Source organism: Gluconobacter sp. (genome assembly GCF_047723935.1).
GTDB lineage: Bacteria > Pseudomonadota > Alphaproteobacteria > Acetobacterales > Acetobacteraceae > Gluconobacter.
In genome coordinates this window covers 1-17305 of record NZ_JBDOBO010000014.1, presented here as the reverse complement: position 1 = coordinate 17305, position 17305 = coordinate 1, and the positions used below count along the sequence as shown (strand labels likewise).

16 protein-coding genes and 1 tRNA gene are annotated in these 17305 nt (G+C 54.5%); 9 read left to right on the top strand and 8 right to left on the bottom strand.

All coding sequences use genetic code 11. From position 1 onward, the window contains the following. The first annotated feature begins 4 nt into the window (after window positions 1-4). Together grxD and ABF979_RS07455 are read left to right on the top strand one after the other, a co-directional pair. A complete protein-coding gene (gene grxD, locus ABF979_RS07460; RefSeq protein WP_046901638.1) occupies window positions 5-340 on the top strand; it encodes a Grx4 family monothiol glutaredoxin in 336 nt (111 codons plus the stop codon). Window positions 341-532: 192 nt separating this feature from the next. Further along, window positions 533-832, top strand: a complete 300-nt coding sequence (locus tag ABF979_RS07455; protein WP_415558860.1) for a hypothetical protein — start codon at window positions 533-535, stop codon at window positions 830-832. 2 nt (window positions 833-834) lie between these two features. Here ABF979_RS07455 and ABF979_RS07450 read toward each other — a convergent pair whose 3' ends face one another. From ABF979_RS07450 to ABF979_RS07440, 3 genes are read right to left on the bottom strand one after another with little or no spacing between them, the layout of a single operon-like run. Next, window positions 835-1146, bottom strand: a complete 312-nt coding sequence (locus tag ABF979_RS07450) for a YraN family protein (protein WP_415558912.1) — start codon at window positions 1144-1146, stop codon at window positions 835-837. Between the two features lie 56 nt (window positions 1147-1202). Continuing rightward, a complete protein-coding gene (gene hemB, locus ABF979_RS07445) occupies window positions 1203-2201 on the bottom strand; it encodes a porphobilinogen synthase (protein WP_415558858.1) in 999 nt (332 codons plus the stop codon). 25 nt (window positions 2202-2226) lie between these two features. Next, window positions 2227-3660: an APC family permease gene (locus tag ABF979_RS07440; RefSeq protein ID WP_415558856.1), complete on the bottom strand. Its 1434-nt coding sequence runs from the start codon at window positions 3658-3660 to the stop codon at window positions 2227-2229. Between the two features lie 92 nt (window positions 3661-3752). Between ABF979_RS07440 and glyA the strand changes: the two genes are divergently transcribed. Then, window positions 3753-5057, top strand: a complete 1305-nt coding sequence (glyA, locus tag ABF979_RS07435; protein WP_415558855.1) for a serine hydroxymethyltransferase — start codon at window positions 3753-3755, stop codon at window positions 5055-5057. Here glyA and ABF979_RS07430 read toward each other — a convergent pair. Next, entirely contained in the window at window positions 5054-6103 is a 1050-nt protein-coding gene (locus ABF979_RS07430; protein WP_415558853.1) for a succinylglutamate desuccinylase/aspartoacylase family protein, read from the bottom strand. The genes glyA and ABF979_RS07430 overlap by 4 nt on opposite strands. Then, complete coding sequence (gene argE, locus ABF979_RS07425; protein WP_415558851.1) at window positions 6100-7275, bottom strand: acetylornithine deacetylase; 1176 nt, start codon at window positions 7273-7275, stop codon at window positions 6100-6102. The genes ABF979_RS07430 and argE overlap by 4 nt, the downstream gene beginning before the upstream one ends. Window positions 7276-7444: 169 nt before the next feature. Between argE and ABF979_RS07420 the strand changes: the two genes are divergently transcribed. Further along, on the top strand, window positions 7445-8641 hold the full coding sequence (locus ABF979_RS07420; RefSeq protein WP_415558849.1) for a glycosyltransferase family 4 protein: 1197 nt from the start codon (window positions 7445-7447) through the stop codon (window positions 8639-8641). Beyond that, window positions 8638-9705 (top strand): glycosyltransferase family 4 protein, encoded by a 1068-nt coding sequence (locus ABF979_RS07415; protein WP_415558848.1) that lies wholly within the window; start codon window positions 8638-8640, stop codon window positions 9703-9705. The genes ABF979_RS07420 and ABF979_RS07415 overlap by 4 nt, the downstream gene beginning before the upstream one ends. Here the strand turns inward: ABF979_RS07415 and ABF979_RS07410 are convergent. Continuing rightward, window positions 9702-10940, bottom strand: a complete 1239-nt coding sequence (locus ABF979_RS07410) for a DEAD/DEAH box helicase (protein WP_415558846.1) — start codon at window positions 10938-10940, stop codon at window positions 9702-9704. The genes ABF979_RS07415 and ABF979_RS07410 overlap by 4 nt on opposite strands. On the opposite strand from ABF979_RS07410, the gene ABF979_RS07405 reads away from it, so the two are divergent. The 3 genes from ABF979_RS07405 (at window position 10924) to ABF979_RS07395 (ending at window position 14892) form a co-directional block, all read left to right on the top strand. Further along, window positions 10924-11856: a mitochondrial fission ELM1 family protein gene (locus tag ABF979_RS07405; RefSeq protein ID WP_415558844.1), complete on the top strand. Its 933-nt coding sequence runs from the start codon at window positions 10924-10926 to the stop codon at window positions 11854-11856. The genes ABF979_RS07410 and ABF979_RS07405 overlap by 17 nt on opposite strands. An 11-nt stretch (window positions 11857-11867) precedes the next feature. After that, window positions 11868-13742 carry a hypothetical protein gene (locus tag ABF979_RS07400; protein WP_415558842.1) on the top strand — a complete coding sequence of 625 codons (1875 nt, stop codon included), beginning with the start codon at window positions 11868-11870 and terminating at the stop codon, window positions 13740-13742. 199 nt (window positions 13743-13941) lie between these two features. Beyond that, a complete protein-coding gene (locus ABF979_RS07395) occupies window positions 13942-14892 on the top strand; it encodes a glycosyltransferase family 2 protein (RefSeq protein WP_415558840.1) in 951 nt (316 codons plus the stop codon). 85 nt (window positions 14893-14977) lie between these two features. Here ABF979_RS07395 and ABF979_RS07390 read toward each other — a convergent pair whose 3' ends face one another. Further along, window positions 14978-16120, bottom strand: a complete 1143-nt coding sequence (locus ABF979_RS07390; RefSeq protein ID WP_415558838.1) for an acyltransferase family protein — start codon at window positions 16118-16120, stop codon at window positions 14978-14980. A 122-nt stretch (window positions 16121-16242) separates the two neighbouring features. Between ABF979_RS07390 and ABF979_RS07385 the strand changes: the two genes are divergently transcribed. Next, window positions 16243-16317: transfer RNA gene (locus ABF979_RS07385), tRNA-Val, on the top strand. Between the two features lie 505 nt (window positions 16318-16822). On the opposite strand, the gene ABF979_RS07380 is transcribed toward ABF979_RS07385, so the two are convergent. Beyond that, the gene (locus ABF979_RS07380) at window positions 16823-17065 is read right to left on the bottom strand and encodes a hypothetical protein (protein WP_202207519.1); all 243 of its coding nucleotides are present in this window, start codon (window positions 17063-17065) and stop codon (window positions 16823-16825) included. Window positions 17066-17305 lie beyond the last annotated feature (240 nt).

Below are 17305 nucleotides of genomic sequence, written 5' to 3'. Positions count from 1 at the left end.
ACCAATGTCTGAGACCGTGTTCCAGCATATCCAGAACCTGATCGACGCAAACCCGGTCATGCTGTTCATGAAGGGTGACAAACTCTTCCCGCAGTGCGGCTTCTCTGCACGCGTTGTGCAGATCCTGAACCACCTTGGCGTGCCGTTCGAGACCTGCAACATTCTTGAAAGCGCTGAGCTTCGTCAGGGCATCAAGGATTTCTCGCAGTGGCCGACCGTGCCGCAGCTCTACGTCAAAGGTGAGTTCGTTGGTGGCTGCGACATCGTGACGGACATGTACCAGAGCGGTGAACTTGAGACTCTGCTGACCGAAAAAGGAATCGCTACGGCGAATGCCTGATTTCGTTAATTCCGGCCGCTGAAACGGCCGGAATTCAACCTTTTTCAAGGCTTGCAGACGCCACAATTCAGCCATGATGTGTCCAAAAGTGGCAAGACCTTGATTTTTTCTAAAACTTTCCCCATCGGGGTTGTCGAACCCTTTGATTACGTCATACGGTAGTTCCATCAAAACAGGGATGGAAACACATCAATGGCGCGACAGTGGGCTGGCCGAATTGCTCTCGGCATTATGGGCGTTGGACTATGCATGGGAGCCGGAAAGGCTCATGCCCGTGCAGCCATCACTGATTACGAAGCCAGCAAGCTGACATTTGATGCGCTGACAGCAACCCCGGTTTACCACCGTCCGGTTGTTCACTTTGCTCGTCACTCTGCAAGCCACTCAATGGCATGGAGCGGACATCGCGCTGTGATCCGTAACGTGGCTTACCGCCCGCATGCAGCTGCCGCAACAACAACTCATCGTCACGTTCGTAGCCGTCGCACCTGATATTATGTGAGGCGTAGCGCATCCATAATGCGTCGCGCCTGCCCCTCACGATTGACAGCTATAACGTCAAAACGCGTGTTTGGGCGTAACCAGTCTGGTCTGGTCGCAAGGACATACTCAAAGGCTGCCATCAGCCGCTCAGCCTGACGAGGCTGAAGGGCTTCCACGCTATCCCTGAGTGTGGAACGACTTTTTACCTCGACAGCAATGACCCAGTCGTCATCCGCAACCAGAAGATCGATTTCGCCATATGGCGTTCTGAGCCTTTGAGCCAGAATTTCCAGCCCTGCCTCCACCATATGGCGCCTTGCGATTTCTTCTGCGTTCAGGCCTCCGTAATAAGCCTGAACGCCTCGTGCGCGACGATTTATCAGCGGTCTTCTTTCATAAGGCGGGCTGCATCAATCGCAAAATACGTCAGAATTCCGTTACAACCGGCCCGCTTGAAAGCAATCAGGCTCTCCATAATGGTACGATCCCGCTCAAGCCAGCCATTCTGAATAGCACCTGCCAGCATCGCGTATTCACCTGACACTTGATAGGCAAAGGTCGGCACCGAAAAACGGTCACGAATACGGCGGATAATGTCCAGATACGGCATGCCCGGCTTGACCATGATCATGTCCGCACCTTCACGAATATCCTGCTCGACTTCACGAAGAGCTTCGTCCGAATTGGCCGGGTCCATCTGATAGGTTTTCTTGTCGCCCGTCAGAAGGCCACCTGATCCCAACGCATCACGGAACGGGCCGTAGAAGGCGGAAGCGTATTTCGCGGTGTAAGCCATGATGCGAACAGTCTCGAAGCCGTTGGCATCAAGTGTTTCGCGGATTGCCTGCACACGACCATCCATCATGTCAGACGGCGCAATAATGTCGTTTCCAGCACGGGCCTGATTGAGGGCCTGCTGGCGCAGGATCTCGACAGACTCGTCATTGAGGATACTACCGTCCTTGATAACACCGTCATGACCGTGATCCGTGTAAGGATCGAGCGCCACGTCACCAATGACGCCAAGCTCCGGAAAGGCTTCCTTGATGACGCGTGATGCGCGGCACATCAGATTGTCCGGGTTCAGGGCTTCAGTGCCGGTTGCATCACGGAGTTCGACTGGCGTGATGGGGAAAATTGCAACCGCCGGAATGCCAAGCTCAACAGCCGGGCGGACATGCTCCACCAGATTGTCGAGGCTGACGCGCTCAACACCGGGCATGGAAGACACTTTTTGGCGCTGGTTTTCGCCTTCACAAACGAAAATCGGCCAGATCAGGTCATCGACGTGCAGTCGATTTTCCTGAACCAGCCGACGTGTAAAGGCATCGTGGCGATTACGCCGCGGGCGGAAGAGGGGGAATGATGCGTTCGTCATGCCCCCGATCATGCTCCTATATTTTCTATCTGGAAAGCAGGCTGTGACGTACTCCGTAACAGAAATAGATCGACAGCCCGATCACGAGCCACACAACCAGCCGGACCCAGGTCAGAAGATCCAGAGACACCATGACCGCACCGCAGGAGAGAACGCCAAGCACCGGAATAATCGGCCCACCAGGCACACGGAAAAGGCGTGGGGCCTGAGGCTCCTTCATTCTTAAGAGTGGAACGCCGACGCAGACAATGATGAACGCAAGTAGGGTTCCGATGGAGGTCATGTTGCCCAACTCACCAATCGGCAGCACTGCGGTCAAAACGCTTGTCAGGGCGGCAAAGCAGAGATGGGACGTCCAGGGCGTATGCGTGCGCGTGTTCAGCTTCGCGAAGACTTTCGGAAGCAGCCCGTCATGCGACATGGCCAGAAATACACGCGCCTGACCTAGAAGAAGCCCAAACAGGACAGAAACGTATCCTACTGTAATCCCCAGTTTAACGAGACTGGCGAGCCAGGGGGCACCAGCAGCATCAATCGCTGTTGCAACCGGGCTTGGATCATTCGCCATGACTTTATAGTTCACAACGCCCGTCAGAACCGCAGAGAACACTGCATAAACAACACCACAGATCAGCAGGCTTCCGATAATGCCGACCGGAATATCCCGGGCCGGGTTTTTGCTGTCTTGCGCGGTTGTGGAGACGATATCGAATCCCAGATAGGCAAAGAATGCCATCCCGGCGGCCCGCATTACGCCAGAGAAGCCGAAATGCCCAAAGGTGCCGTCATTCGGCGGAATATACGGATGATAGTTTGCCAGCTTGATATGCGGGATGCAGAACACCAGCACCAGAGCGATCACTGCCAGCTTGATGACTACGATAACATTATTCACCGCAGCAGACTGGCTGACACCACGCATCAACAAAGCAGTCACGACCCAGATAGCCAGAACCGCCGGAAAATTGAACCAGGCACTGACAACTGACCCGTCCGCCAGTGTCACGGGTGTCATGGGTGTCGCCAGAAGCCGCTGATCAATCGTAATGCCCCAGCCTGAGAGCAGGGAGGATACATAGCCCGACCAGCTCGAGGCCACAGCGGCTGCACCTACTGTATATTCAAGCACAAGATCCCAGCCGATGATCCAGGCGATCAACTCACCCATGGACGCATAGGCATAGGAATACGCTGACCCGCCTGACGGGATCATCCCAGCCAGTTCGCCGTAACAGAGGCCGGCAAATCCACAGGCGAGGGCAGCAATAAGATAGGACAGCGTGACGGCAGGGCCTGCGTTCTGGCCTGCTGCAACGCCTGTCAGGGAGAACAGGCCGGCACCGATGGTCACACCTACACCGAGTGCAATCAGGTGCCAGGGGCCAAGAACACGTTTCAGGCCTGTATTGTCAGACGCAGCGGAAGACACAGGCTTGGTCCGCCAGAGCGGATTGGTCATGAAAGATCCTCGTTGGAAACACGGATTGTTTTTGCCGACGCGCGCATTCTGCGGTAGTGACGGGGCGAACTCACCCTGGAGAATGGACCACGATGTCGGAACACGCCAGCCAGTCCACGCTGAATCCTTTTTTCCACGCGCCTCTAAAAGAGGCTGATGCCGAAGTTGCCGCAATCCTGAATGACGAACTGACCCGTCAACAGGATGGTATCGAGCTGATCGCGTCCGAGAACATGGCATCTTTTGCCGTGATGGAAGCGCAGGGCTCTGTTCTGACCAACAAGTACGCTGAAGGCCTTCCGGGCAAGCGCTACTATGGTGGCTGCGTTGACGTGGACCGCGTTGAAACCCTCGCCATCGAGCGCCTTAAGAAGCTGTTCGGCGCAGAGTTTGCAAACGTGCAGCCTCATTCCGGCGCCAATGCCAATCAGGCAGCCTTCATGGCGATGGCAAAGCCGGGCGACACCATTCTGGGTCTGAGCCTCGCAGCTGGCGGACATCTGACACACGGTGCAGCTCCGAACTATTCCGGCAAGTGGTTCAACGCCGTTCAGTATGGCGTGCGCGCGCAGGATGGCCTGATCGACTACGATCAGATGGAAGAGCTGGCTCGTGAGCATAAGCCGAAGATCATTGTTGCAGGCAGCTCCGCCTATCCGCGCGTGATCGACTTCCCGCGCTTCCGGAAGGTTGCTGACGAAGTTGGCGCTTATCTGATGGTGGACATGGCTCATTTTGCCGGGCTGGTTGCCGCTGGACTGTATCCAAGCCCACTACCGTATGCTGACATCGTGACGTCCACGACTCACAAGACGCTACGTGGCCCGCGTGGTGGCATCATCCTGACGAACAGCGCTGAGCTCGCCAAGAAGATCAACTCTGCGGTCTTCCCGGGCCTTCAGGGTGGTCCGCTGATGCATGTCATCGCTGGCAAGGCCGTTGCCTTCGGTGAGGCCCTGAAGGATGACTTCCGTGACTACCAGAAGCGCGTTGTAGCCAATGCGAAGGCACTGGCCGACGAACTTCAGCTACGTGGCTTCGACATCGTGACGGGTGGCACGGACAGCCATCTGGTGCTGGTCGATCTTCGCCCCAAGAAAGTGACGGGCAAGCTTGCAGAAGAAATTCTGGAACGCGCTGGCATCACAGCCAACAAGAACGCCATTCCGTTCGATCCGGAAAAGCCGTTCGTCACGTCAGGCATTCGTCTGGGCAGCCCAGCTGCAACCGCACGTGGCTTCGGCGAAGACGAATTCCGCACCATTGCCCGCATGATGGACGAAGTTTTGACGGCAGCTCTGGAAGAGGGCGACGTCAATGACACGACCAACCGTGTCCATGAAGAAGTGAAGGCGCTCTGCCGTCGCTTCCCGATCTATGATCGCGCTTCTGCCTAAGAGTTGAGGTGGACTGCGGTGCGTCTGGCCAGACGCACCGCAAGCTGCCCCTGCTTGGGGCGAAGGTTTGGCACGATGAGCAGACAGTCATCGTAGGGCGTGCAGATAGCATCGTGGCCATCCCGGGCAATCACAGTTCCTGCTCTTGGGATGCAGGTGTTTCCAACCCAAGGCTCAACAAAGCTAAACTCTGCACTTTTTGCCGTAACATTATCCGTCACGACAGCAAGTCTTACTGGCTGCGTTTTATCCTGAGCCACCCCCTGTAGATGCACATTCAGGGCTTCAGCCAGAAAACGACGGCTGACTTTCTCCATGACATCAACGGTCTGTGGCTCCCAATGTAGCCCGGCTTCCAGCAGACAGGATCGCCCGGTACCGCCGACGGCCATAAAACGTGCATGTTCAATCAGGCGAGAACCGCCATAATGCCCAAGATCTGTCAGGACCAGCGTCGGTAATCCCGCTTCTGAGGCTAAGGCGCAGGCGAGATCACTGGACCGCCGCCTGGGCGGGACAATGAAAAGCGGATTGGACGGCCAGAGTGTCGAGTGAAGGTCCAACAACAGATCCGCACGCTCGATGAACGAGCGAAGCTCACGTGCGCGCTCCAGTTCATTGGACTGCTCATCACTGTTCAGACGTGATGGATGCCAAAGTCGGTTGAGATCCTCATCCTTGTAGCGAGAAGCCATTGGAGCAGAGCGATCAAAGCGATCGAAAGCCTTCAGATTGGCAAGAATCAGAGTGACCCGTCCTATTGCAGGAACAGGCGTAGTACGTCGAAGTCTCTCCAGGGCATGGCCACCAGCATATTCATTCCCATGCACCATGCCGGTAATCACGACATCCGGGCCATTTCGGCCGGAGTCAAAAACCATGACACCGGGAACTCCAGATGCGGGACTACTCCAGGCCGAAAGATCTGGTGGATCAAGACAAACGGTCAGTGGAAAAGCCGGACGGCCGCTTCCGGGCAGGTCTTCAGTCAGGCGCGGCTGACGAAGCCGGATCGGATGGTGCCTCTGTCCTGCCTTACAACTCATGCCGCCCCGCTTACTCTCCGTGCAAAATCCCGTATGACCGTTTCACAGTGCTCAAGCTGTTCCTTCGCAATAAACTCGTCCGGACGATGAGCCTGAGCAATATCTCCCGGACCACAGACAATACTCTCCATGGCACCACGCTGGTAGATCCCAGCCTCAGTTCCATAAGACACTTTTCCCGTCGTGTTGCTGCCGGTGATCTGGCACGTCAGTTCTGCCAGAGGATGGTCGGCGGCCAGGGCAAGGGGAGGCAGGTCCACCAAAAGAAGGTAGCTGATGCCGCCGCCGGGGTTATCTTCTCTCAGACTTTCATCCAGCGGAGAGAGGGCCTCACGTAACTTCTCAAACTCGACGCATCCCTCATCGCCAGGAACATTCCGCCATTCAACGTCAAATTCGGCCTGTTGCGGGATGATGTTGAGGATACTGCCACCGGATGCGAGCCCGACCTGCATGGTTGTATACGGCGGAACAAACCCATCAACCCGCCGACCTTCCACAGCAAGGCGGTCAGCCTCGTCGGCACAGATAGCGATAGCTCGCCCCATGGCATGCAAGGCATTTTTCCCACCCTGCGGCAGGGAGGAATGCCCCGGCTTTCCAGTTAGCCGCACGCGAACAGCGAAGCGCCCTTTATGAGCGATTACGGGCGTCATCATGGTCGGTTCGCCCACCATGCAGAGGGCAGGGAGCAGATGCGCCTGATTTATGTCCTCGATCAGGTGTCGGGCGCCATCACAGGTAATTTCTTCGTCGCAGGTAAAAAGCAGGTGGATGGGCTTAGGGAGATCCATGGCCTTAAAGTCTGGCACTGCGGCCAGCATGCAGGCGACATAGCCCTTCATGTCCGCAGTTCCGCGCCCATAGAGACGGCCGTTGTCTTCCCTTAGAACAAATGGATCAGAGGACCAGTCCTGACCATCGACAGGAACACAATCAACATGCCCGGCGAATGCCATTCCTCCGGCTTCCCGAGGACCAATAATGGCATGCAAATTCCACTTCCCGTCATCTCCACCCGCATACCGGGTAAAAGAGACAGCATGGGCAGCCAGATAGGCTTCAATCCACTCGATGATCGGCAGGTTCGAATGACGGCTGGTCGTATCGAACGAGACCAGCGCCGCAAGAATCGGCTCAACCCGGGGAGGAATGGTGCGTGGATCGGTCATGGATTGTAGTGTAAGCACGTTCCAAGCCAGTCGCCATAGAGCCTATAACGGCTTTATGATGCTGATGAGCAAAGCAGGAAACATGTTGTAAAGAAGCAGGCGTGACCGCAGCTGATTTTGAACTGGAACAGACTTTTCTCCGTACGAGACACGCCTTGAAGGACATACCGTGAGCCGCTCTGATCTTTCTGTTGCTCACAGGATCTGGCAGAAACTGCCTCAGGAACCGAGACGGCGCTTCTTTGCATGGGCAACAGCCCTCGTCGCGCCCAGCATCAGCAAGACTTATCCATCCCGTGCTTCCGGCATTATTGTGGCTGGAGAACTGAGCCGCAGTTCAGGATTGGGCGAAGGGGCTCGTCTGATGGTGAAGGCTCTGCGCAAACTGAACATTCCCTGTGCGACCTGGGATATAGACACCCGGCGACTTGAGGGGAATGCAGTCGGGGCAGGCGCCCCTCTTGTCATTCACGTCAATGCGCCAATGCTCCCCTCTGTCCTTCTCAGAATGCCGCGCTCTCTTCGGAACGGCCGGAAAGTGATCGGCTATTGGGCATGGGAATTGCCCATCATTCCAAAGACATGGTCGTACGCCCGGCGACATATTCATGAAATCTGGGTGCCCTCCCGCTTTACCGCAGATGCGCTTGCGCCTCTGAACGTCCCGGTTCGCGTGGTGGAGCATCCGGTTGGGCTGGCTGGTCAGAAGCCCTCCCAGAGAGACCGAGCGTCTTTCAAATTGCCGGATGATGCCATTATTGTTCTTGTTTCGTTCAATCTTGCTTCCAGCATGGTTCGGAAGAACCCTATCGATACCATTCGGGCCTTTCGTGAGGCTTTCGGCATCCGTCCGGACCGGATTTTACTGCTGAAGGTTGGCCATACAGAGAACTACCCAGGCGATATGGCTGCCATTCAGGCAGCGATCGGCGGGGCTCCTAATATTCGCCTTGATACAGCGCATTATAGCAGCGAAGACACGCTGGCGCTCATGGCTTGTGCTGATATCGTTCTTTCCCTTCACAAGAGCGAAGGGTTCGGACTGGTCGTGGCAGAAGCCATGGCGCTGGGGCGCTGCATTGTAGCCACGGACTGGTCTGCATCGGCGGAGTTCATGGATACTTCATGCGGGCTTCCTGTCGCCTACAGTCTGTCTCCCGCCCGTGACCCACGGGGTGTTCTCGACATGCCGCAAACCAGCTGGGCCAACCCTGACGTTCAGTCCGCTGCACAAGCATTACGAGAAGCCGCAGATAATCCTGCTCTTCGGGAACACTTGGGAAATGCCGCCATGAAGCGTGTGGAGGATCGACTGAACGGGCAGAGCCTTCTGCAGGCGGTACAGGCGTCAGGAGTGCAGGGGTGACAGCCAGGAAAGTTTTTGTCTGGCAGTGGGGGAAACGGGGCGCGGGGCCGCGAATCGCGGTGGACCTTGCCAATGGGCTTACTGCACTTCCCCGAACCAGTGTTCAGCTCTCGCTTTCCGACCAAGCGGAAATCCTTCATAGCCATCACGCTCCTGCGAATGTCCTGACATTCAGGACGTATCGCTCTGCGTTCGGGTTGTTCTGCAAATTCCTGCAGGCACCGGTGATTATCACACGTCTTTTCATGGCCATTCTGAGCAACAGGCCCGATATCGCCATCTGTGCAATGCCAGGGCCACTTGATGTTCTCATGGCCCACGCTCTGCGGTGGGCCGGTGTGCCGGTCATCACGATCATTCACGATGCCCGTGCCCATCCGGGAGACGGCTACCCGTTACAGATGTTTCTTCAACGCATTCTGATCAGACAGTCATCCAGTCTGGTCACCTTTAGCCAGCACGTCGCCCAAACATTGTCGGGCGACGCATCGTGTCAGGGAAAAAGGATCCTTTCACTTTCCCATCCACCATTTATCGGGACGAACGCCGCTCCGCCGTTTAGCCATCAAGGGAAGCCCAAGCTGCTGATGTTTGGACGCCTTCTGCCTTACAAGGGACTGGACCTATTGGCTGCGGCACTTCCGCAGGTTGATATTCCTATCGAATGTCGCGTTATCGGGCAGGGGCCTGATAGCCCTGAACTTGCTGAACTTCAGAAGATCAACGGAGTGCACGTTGAAAATCGGTGGGTTCCAGAAAATGAGCTGTCACAACTGATTGGCTGGGCGGACGTATTGCTGCTTCCCTATCGGGAAGCCTCTCAAAGTGGCGTGGGCGCAATGGCCGCAGCAGGAGGGCGTTATATCGTTGCGACAAATGTGGGGGGGCTCACGGAGCAGTTTGCTGACAATTCACAGGCAGTACTCTGTGAACCGGAGCCGGAGGCAATCGCTCAGGCAATCACCAGCCTTCTGAAAAACCCACCACCAATCCTTCCAGTTCCTGACAGCACACTGGCCTGGCAGGAACTGGGGAGAAATATTCTCGACCGCTATCTCCCTTAGGTGTCGAGTGCGTCTTCTGTTGCGATACGAATGCGATAGCCAATGTGCTTTTCAATATCGCGCAGGAACAAACGCTCATCACTGTTGATGAGAGAGAACGCAGCGCCCTTCTTGCCGGCACGGGCCGTCCGGCCAATGCGGTGAACATAGGATTCAGGCGTTTCCGGCATGTCCATGTTGATGACAAGATCAACATCGGAGATATCCAACCCGCGTGAGGCGATATCCGTGGTCACCAACACAGGCACGCGGCCCTGTCGAAACAGATCCAAAGCCTTGTTTCGGGCACCCTGTGTCCGATCACCATGTAGGGTTTCCGCCCTGATGTCATGACGACGGAGCACCTTCGCCATCAGATCAACATTCACTTTTGTGCGGGCAAAGACCATGCTGCGGCCCGGAAACCTCTCCAGAATACGTGCGACAGTTTCAGGCTTGTCGTCTTTTTCCACAAACATCGCGCGCTGGCGGATTTTCTTTGGCGTAAAGGTCTCGGCAGCAACATCCACGCGTACCGGATCACGCGTTACACGCTTGGCCAGGGCCATAACCGGCTCTGGCAGCGTAGCAGAGCAGAAGACGGTTTGCGGCGGCACATCGGGAAAATACGGTGTCAGCGCCGTCATGCTTTCGGAAAAGTCTTCATCCAGTAGGCGGTCAGCCTCATCCAGCACGAGGTAGGTCAAATACTCCAGAACCAGTTCACCCTGCATCACCAGGTCCAGCAGTCGTCCATGCGTAGCCACAATAATGTCGACGCCATCGCGGATCGTGCGCAGTTGCTGATCCCGTGGTGTGCCGCCACAGATCACACGCGTTTTCAAAGACAGGCGACGCCCTAACTGACGGCAGACTGCCGCAGTCTGCGCAGCCAGCTCCCGTGTAGGTTCAAGAATTAAAGCGCGTGGTCCCGGCGCAGCTTCCCCTTCATTCAGCTTCTGCAGCATGGGGAGCACGAAAGCAGCAGTTTTGCCACTTCCTGTCTGGGATGCGACAAGCACATCGCGCCCGGCCAGAAGCGGCGGGATGGCCTGAGACTGGATCGCGCTCGGGCGTTTGTGCCCAACCTGCTCCAGCGTGACCAGAAGAGGGGGGATCAGTCCAAACTCGGCAAAACCGTCAGAATTGGAAATGGAAGGTGTTTCAGGCATCGTCATATCCGCTTCTTGCCAAATTTCTTCCGTTTCGGGAAATAGCGTCTTTTTTCGGAGTCCAACTATGAAGGCCACGATCATCGCCGAAGACTTCGCCGGGATGCGTGCGCAAGGTGCCGGTCTCGCGGAAAAAGCAGGAATGGGCTGGGACTTTCAACCCGTTCTGATCCGTAAACCCTGGAACCATATTCCGGCCCGATACTGGCCGTCTCCTTTAAAGCGCATTGCCCCCATCACCATAGCGCCTGACACAAAACTGATCGTCAGTATTGGTGGAACGGGAGGCATCGCAGGGGCAGCAGTTGCCAAACGGGAAGGATTGCCCGTGGTGCAGATTCAAAATCCCCGAACTGACCTCACAAAATTTAATCTTATTGTTGCCAACAGCCATGACGGCATTAATGGCCCGAATGTTTTGATCTCTCGCAATGCATTGCACCCCGTCACGCCCCAGAAGCTGGATTATGCCCGTGCCTTATGGGCTGATCGTCTGAAACATGACGAGCGGCCTTTGCTTGCCGTTCTGGTCGGCGGCACAAACGGGCGCTTTTCTCTTGGGGCGGCGGAAGCAGTCAAAATGGCAGAAGGACTGATCGCTTTCGTGAACCGGAATGGAATGCAGGCTGTCCTAACCCCTTCACGCCGGACAGATCCAGCCGCTCTTACCGTGCTGAAGGAAAAGCTTGTTCCAGCCGGTATCCGCATTCTTGAGGGGCAGGGAGATAATAATCCTTATTTAGGGATGCTCGCCTGCGCAGATATGATTGCCGTGACTACAGACAGTGTTTCCATGATTTCTGAAGCTGCCGCTACGACTGCACCGGTGATGGTTCTTCCGCTTCCGGGCAAGTCAGCGCGCATTGGCAGGTTTGTGCAAACCCTTGAGGAAGCGGGGCGCGTCCGCATATTCAACCCGACCTTGACCTCATGGTCTGTCCAGCCGCTTGACGACACCCCCACTGTGGCGAGAGAAATGCGCCGACGACTGAAGCTCTGAAAGGGCCCTCTATGCTCGATATCCGCACTTTCGGTCCACAGGGTGGAAACGTGCTCTACAAGGCGCTGGCCCACCCGCTAGCAGCCGAGGCGCTGACGCGCATGGAGAAGGCTTTCGCCGGGCAGACAATCGTCATTTACGACCCCGAAGACACCGTCCGAACGCTGGTTGCCCTTTATCCGGGACTGAAGCCTTCTGTCGTGCTGGTTCATGATACCGAGCAGGTTGGCCAACCCGACGGCTTTGGTGGGGCGAAGCAAGCCCTTTTGGAACTGCCCGACACTGAGGCAGATATCATTCTGGCACTCTCATTCGATGACGCGAAAATGCGCGGTCGTCTGGGCAAGCTTCTGGATGGGTGCACATTGCACACTCTCGCCCCGGCACGCCTGCCCGATGATATGATCGTCCGTGGTCGCCCCTATCTCGACAAGCTCAATTTCGCGACAAATTTTGCTTTTTTCCGGGATGACGATCAGTTTTCCACGCGGATCGTGACGGCCAACTACTGGTCCAATTATGGCTCGCAGGATCTGCGTTACTGGCTACGTCTTTATGACCAGTCCGGGCAGGTCATCGCCCAGTGGGAGCAACCTGTTACCCAGTCTGGTGCAGGCATCACCATCGATAGCGCCCAAATACGTGAACGTTTCAGCCTGCCGCCGTTTATGGGGCAGCTTTTCATTCATGTGATCGGCGCGCGCGGGCATGACGTCGTCAAGTACGCGCTGGATGTCTGGGGCAGAAACGGTGACCCAAGCCTGTCCGTCACGCATGACGCCAATGCGTGGCCATCTGTCCGTTATGCGACGCTACCGGCTCCGGAAGCAGATGAGACCCTTACCGTCTGGGTCCAGAACAGCCATGCCACCACGATCCCGGCGGGAGGCATTACCTTTAACCCCATGGGCGTGGAAGAACATCGTGGCGTAGATCAGGCGATCGGCCCGTTTGAGACCATCGCGGTCGATGCTGGAAAAATCTTTCCCGAACTCGCATGGCCTGCCCAACTCGAAATGCGCGCAGGACGTCATCTGGTTCGCCCGCGCTATGAAATAACGCAGCGTGGACGCACACGCATTGCACACCTGAATGTCGAGCGGGACAATATTCGCCCGGACCCAGCCATCAGAAATTTCGCACCATCGCTAGGCCGAGGCTTTCTGCTGCCATTTCCCATTCTGGACCCTGCAAAATTTGAAAGCTTTATCCAACCAAACCCCATGTCCGAGGCACTGGAAACGCTTCCTGTGCGGCTGGATATTTTCGATGATGCCGGACAGTCGGTAGGCTCCCACTTCCTTGGAAATCTTCCCCGCAACCACTCAACAGCCATTGCCTTGCATGACCTGACAGACCGGCCAGGGCATGCAGATCTGGTATATGATTTCCGCGATGGTGGAGAGGCTGACGGCTGGCTTCATGCGCTCATGCGCTATCGCAACCGTGAAACCGATCATGCGGCGGAAACCAGCTTTGGAGCGCACATCTTTAACACGCTCATGACATGGCGTTCCGAGCCGCAATCCTACTCCGGTCCACCGCCGGGCCTGACGACGCGCCTCTTCCTGAAGCTTGGGCATGATCATCTGCGTAGTTTTTGTTGCCTGATCCATCCAGCGTCTATTGAGGGAACAGATCCATCCGAGACGGTTCTACTCCTCCACGCAGTTGATGGTACTCTCGTGGCTGAAACAACCATCCACATCCAGCCATCGGGCTCATACATAGTTCGTCCGCATGAGATGTTCGAGAATGCTCTTCTGGAACGCGCAGGCGTCGGTGGTTATATCCTGATCCGCGACCTGACATGCCGACTGTTCGGGTATCACGGATTGGAAAATAGGGAAGGCGGCTTCTCCCTCGATCATATGTTTGGTTTCTGAAAGCTTCGCTTACACTTATGCTGAAGAGCGGACTGTTATTCTGTTCTTCAGCATAGAGCATTGCTATTGCGGCAGTCGGCCAGATGATGACATGCGCATCGTTTATACAAAACGATATCAGCCTTTGAATTTCAGGCAGAAGAAATCTATAAATTCCAAATACGGTATTTCAAACACTCTCAATATTGGTCACACCTAAATGCCTTCTGAAAATGATCCATTTTCTTCGTCCCGCATTGTTGTTCTTGTACCCTGCTATAATGAAGAAGTGACCATTCAAAAGGTTATTCATGATTTTCGTGCGGCACTGCCGGGCGTCAATATTTATGTGTATGATAACAACTCAACAGACGACACCAAGGAAATCGCCAAAGCCGCCGGAGCAATTGTCCGTACAGAACGGATGAAAGGCAAAGGGCACGTCATCCGCCGCATGTTCGCAGACATCGATGCAGACTACTATATTCTCGTCGACGGAGACGCCACCTACGAAGCCGCCGCAGCGCCCATCATGCTCAAGGCCGCCATATCAGAAGGGCTGGACATGGTAAATGGAGCCCGCGTGACAGACCGGGAAGCGGCTTATCGGCGCGGCCACGTACTGGGCAACAAAGTGCTTACAGGCCTGGTAACGTTTGTTTTTGGTCGGCGTCTGAGTGATATGCTGTCCGGATATCGAGTATTTTCACGTCGTTTCGTGAAGTCTTTTCCTGCTCTTTCCGCCGGTTTTGAAACAGAGACCGAATTCACAGTCCATGCCCTTGAATTAGGGATGCCCATCGGGGAAGTTGCGACAACGTATATTGAGCGCCCACCTGGCTCCGCTTCCAAGCTGCGCACCTACTCAGATGGGCTGCTAATTCTGAAAACCATCATCAATCTGGTGAAGCAGGAGCGCCCATTGATGTTCTTTTCAGCCCTTGCATCCCTCTTTACCATTATGGGCCTAAGTCTCGGGCTTCCTGTCGTTTTGACCTATCTTCACACAGGATTGGTACCGCGCCTCCCTACAGCACTCCTTGCCACAGGCAGTATGATCCTTGCGGCACTTTCACTGGTGTGCGGCCTGATTCTGGATAGCATCACATTAGGCAGACGCGAACAGAAGCGCATGCATTACCTCTCATTGCCAGCCCCCCCTTGCTCATGAAGTAGTCAAAATATCGAGAACTCTGAAATCACCATGCAGTCTACTCATGCTGGCAATGGAATATCGGCAATGAGAGAAGAGGTATTTAAGGCTGTACCCCAGATACTCTAACCGGGGTAACGGCAGAGGATTTTTGATAAATACGAGACGTTAGTGCCTGGTCCAGAATTCGAGAGATCGGCTTGGTGAACAACCGTGAAACAGTTTCACCCAAACCCCAGATCACCATCAGGCAAACTGGATAAACGATCCACCCCAGACTTTGAGGCCAGTGGTTATGTCTCCAGATCCGAACGACTGCCATGACAACAAACATGTGAGACAGATAAACCTCATATGACAGTTGCCCCATTCTGCGGATCCACCAACTCCACTGAGCCCCCTCAAAGGAACGCCAGCCGCAAGCCAGAACCAACATGGCAATGCCAACATAGAAGACAGCAAACCAGCCATCGGACAGCAGAGGCCACCATGATGAGGGGCCACACATCTCCAACAGCATCATCACCATGCCCGCCAGCCCCATAGCGACAGGCCAACGCCCGATTGAACGATAACGTGCTGCTATAATGGCCATAAGAACACCCAAGGCTATCGTCCCCAGCCCAGTCAGAGTGGCTTGCTCTTTCCAGATTTCATTGCCCTTAAGTGTCGCCTGATAAACTGGCGCCGCAGCGGCGAGTATAACAAGTAGCCCTATGCGCAGCCGGGCATTCAGCCGACAGAGAAACGGAAACAGCAGATAAAAGAGCTCTTCAATCGAGAGCGACCACAGAACCGTCCATCCTGCAACACTCCATCCATGCCGCGCCTGCCAAATATTGAAGTAAAGTCCGAAAGCTGCCATCGCGGCACCGATAAAACTCTGACCCGGCTTGGAGAACCGATAATCCTCAAAGCCAATATAATCGAGAACTCCCAGAACGCACACCAGGAGTACAAGACAGGGAACAATACGAATGGCGCGATGAATAAGAAATGTAGTTGGTTGGATCCGATCAAGTGCTCCAAAGACCTGCATAACTCTGGTAGTGATCAGAAAGCCGGATAAAGCGAAGAAGATGCTTACTGCTTCCCCCCCGTTATAGTTCACACTCACCAGAAATTGGTGCGGCAGAAAGCTCGCTAATGCAGTGTGGAGGAGAGGAATACGTATTCCAATGTGATTACTGATCACAAGAAGGATTGCTGCTCCTCGCAGGCAATCCAAGGCAGCATTCCGTTTCATTGTCGCTCCGAATCAGACAAAGTATTTCTGGAAGCGCAATAAGTTCAAACAAAGGCGAAGAGGTGTTTAAAAAAGCGTCTTGTCAGACTGTACAGCCGCTGTTAAAAGCCCGCTCAACGAATGGGCGCGTAGCTCAGCGGTAGAGCACTGCCTTCACACGGCAGGGGTCACAGGTTCAATCCCTGTCGCGCCCACCATTCTAAATCTTTGAAAAGATTTGTTTTTTACTATTGCCTTAGAGCAGAGTATAATCACTATAGATCAATGTCGCTCTTTACGTGCGATTTTCGGCACATTCGGGGGAAACTTCGGATACCTGGCCGGGCCATGAGGAATGACATCTACAAATGCCTCGCTTAAAGCCGAAAGTTTCTCGAGTTCAACCTGTTCTTGTGATGAAGCCTGAAACCAATCAAACAAGGACGGTAACCCGCCAATTTGTTGGCTCGAGCCACAAGTATATATTTGATATCATCTGGCATTGACGATTTACCAGCTAAGAGATTCAGACGCTCAGCATCGTGTTAAAGTTCTTTATCAATTTGCAAATTTCTGATCCAACGCCCTTTGGGTCGTAGTCATTCTAAAATATTGAAAATAAATATACCACAAAATCAGAAAATACTGTCGAATTAAGGACGGAATATAAAAACAAGCCGCACCACAAAAAGCAGTGCGGCCTTCACCATTTAAGAGAAAATTTTATTCTCCGTCTGTGGCTTCATCTTCCTCTTCCCCGTCATCGAAATATACTTCTTCTACGGTAATCGCCAGTGAGTCATTTTCGCTCAGGAGATCAGCAACGGCATTCGCTTCATCTTCGTCTTCATAAAGCTCTGAGTCACCCGGATCAGAAACCCACTTTTCTGTAGGGTTCCAGAATTCATCGTCCCCGTTTTCAAGTTCACGGCGAATAAGATAGCCAGCAATTTCTTCATCAGCCATTTTAGGGCCCTCCTGTGAGGAGAAAAGCTTATTTGAAAACAGTATCAATTGCCACAGTCGGAAAAACAGGATAAATTCAGTCCGAATTAAGGAAAGACCGAATTCATGTCTGACCCTTCATCAAGAAACCCTTCACTACATGATCGAGTGAACATTTCCGTGAAAGCGGCAACACTCGAAGTTTGCACGCGACATTCAGATATGATGATTTCCCAGAAAAAACGTGATGTTCTCATTAAT

Coding starts and splice junctions, on each gene's coding strand:
- grxD (WP_046901638.1), top strand. CDS start 5: ATGTCTGAGACCGTGTTCCAGCATATCCAGAACCTGATCGACGCAAAC.
- ABF979_RS07455 (WP_415558860.1), top strand. CDS start 533: ATGGCGCGACAGTGGGCTGGCCGAATTGCTCTCGGCATTATGGGCGTT.
- hemB (WP_415558858.1), bottom strand. CDS start 2,201: ATGACGAACGCATCATTCCCCCTCTTCCGCCCGCGGCGTAATCGCCAC.
- ABF979_RS07440 (WP_415558856.1), bottom strand. CDS start 3,660: ATGACCAATCCGCTCTGGCGGACCAAGCCTGTGTCTTCCGCTGCGTCT.
- glyA (WP_415558855.1), top strand. CDS start 3,753: ATGTCGGAACACGCCAGCCAGTCCACGCTGAATCCTTTTTTCCACGCG.
- ABF979_RS07430 (WP_415558853.1), bottom strand. CDS start 6,103: ATGAGTTGTAAGGCAGGACAGAGGCACCATCCGATCCGGCTTCGTCAG.
- argE (WP_415558851.1), bottom strand. CDS start 7,275: ATGACCGATCCACGCACCATTCCTCCCCGGGTTGAGCCGATTCTTGCG.
- ABF979_RS07405 (WP_415558844.1), top strand. CDS start 10,924: ATGAAGGCCACGATCATCGCCGAAGACTTCGCCGGGATGCGTGCGCAA.
- ABF979_RS07410 (WP_415558846.1), bottom strand. CDS start 10,940: ATGATCGTGGCCTTCATAGTTGGACTCCGAAAAAAGACGCTATTTCCC.
- ABF979_RS07400 (WP_415558842.1), top strand. CDS start 11,868: ATGCTCGATATCCGCACTTTCGGTCCACAGGGTGGAAACGTGCTCTAC.
- ABF979_RS07395 (WP_415558840.1), top strand. CDS start 13,942: ATGCCTTCTGAAAATGATCCATTTTCTTCGTCCCGCATTGTTGTTCTT.
- ABF979_RS07390 (WP_415558838.1), bottom strand. CDS start 16,120: ATGAAACGGAATGCTGCCTTGGATTGCCTGCGAGGAGCAGCAATCCTT.
- ABF979_RS07380 (WP_202207519.1), bottom strand. CDS start 17,065: ATGGCTGATGAAGAAATTGCTGGCTATCTTATTCGCCGTGAACTTGAA.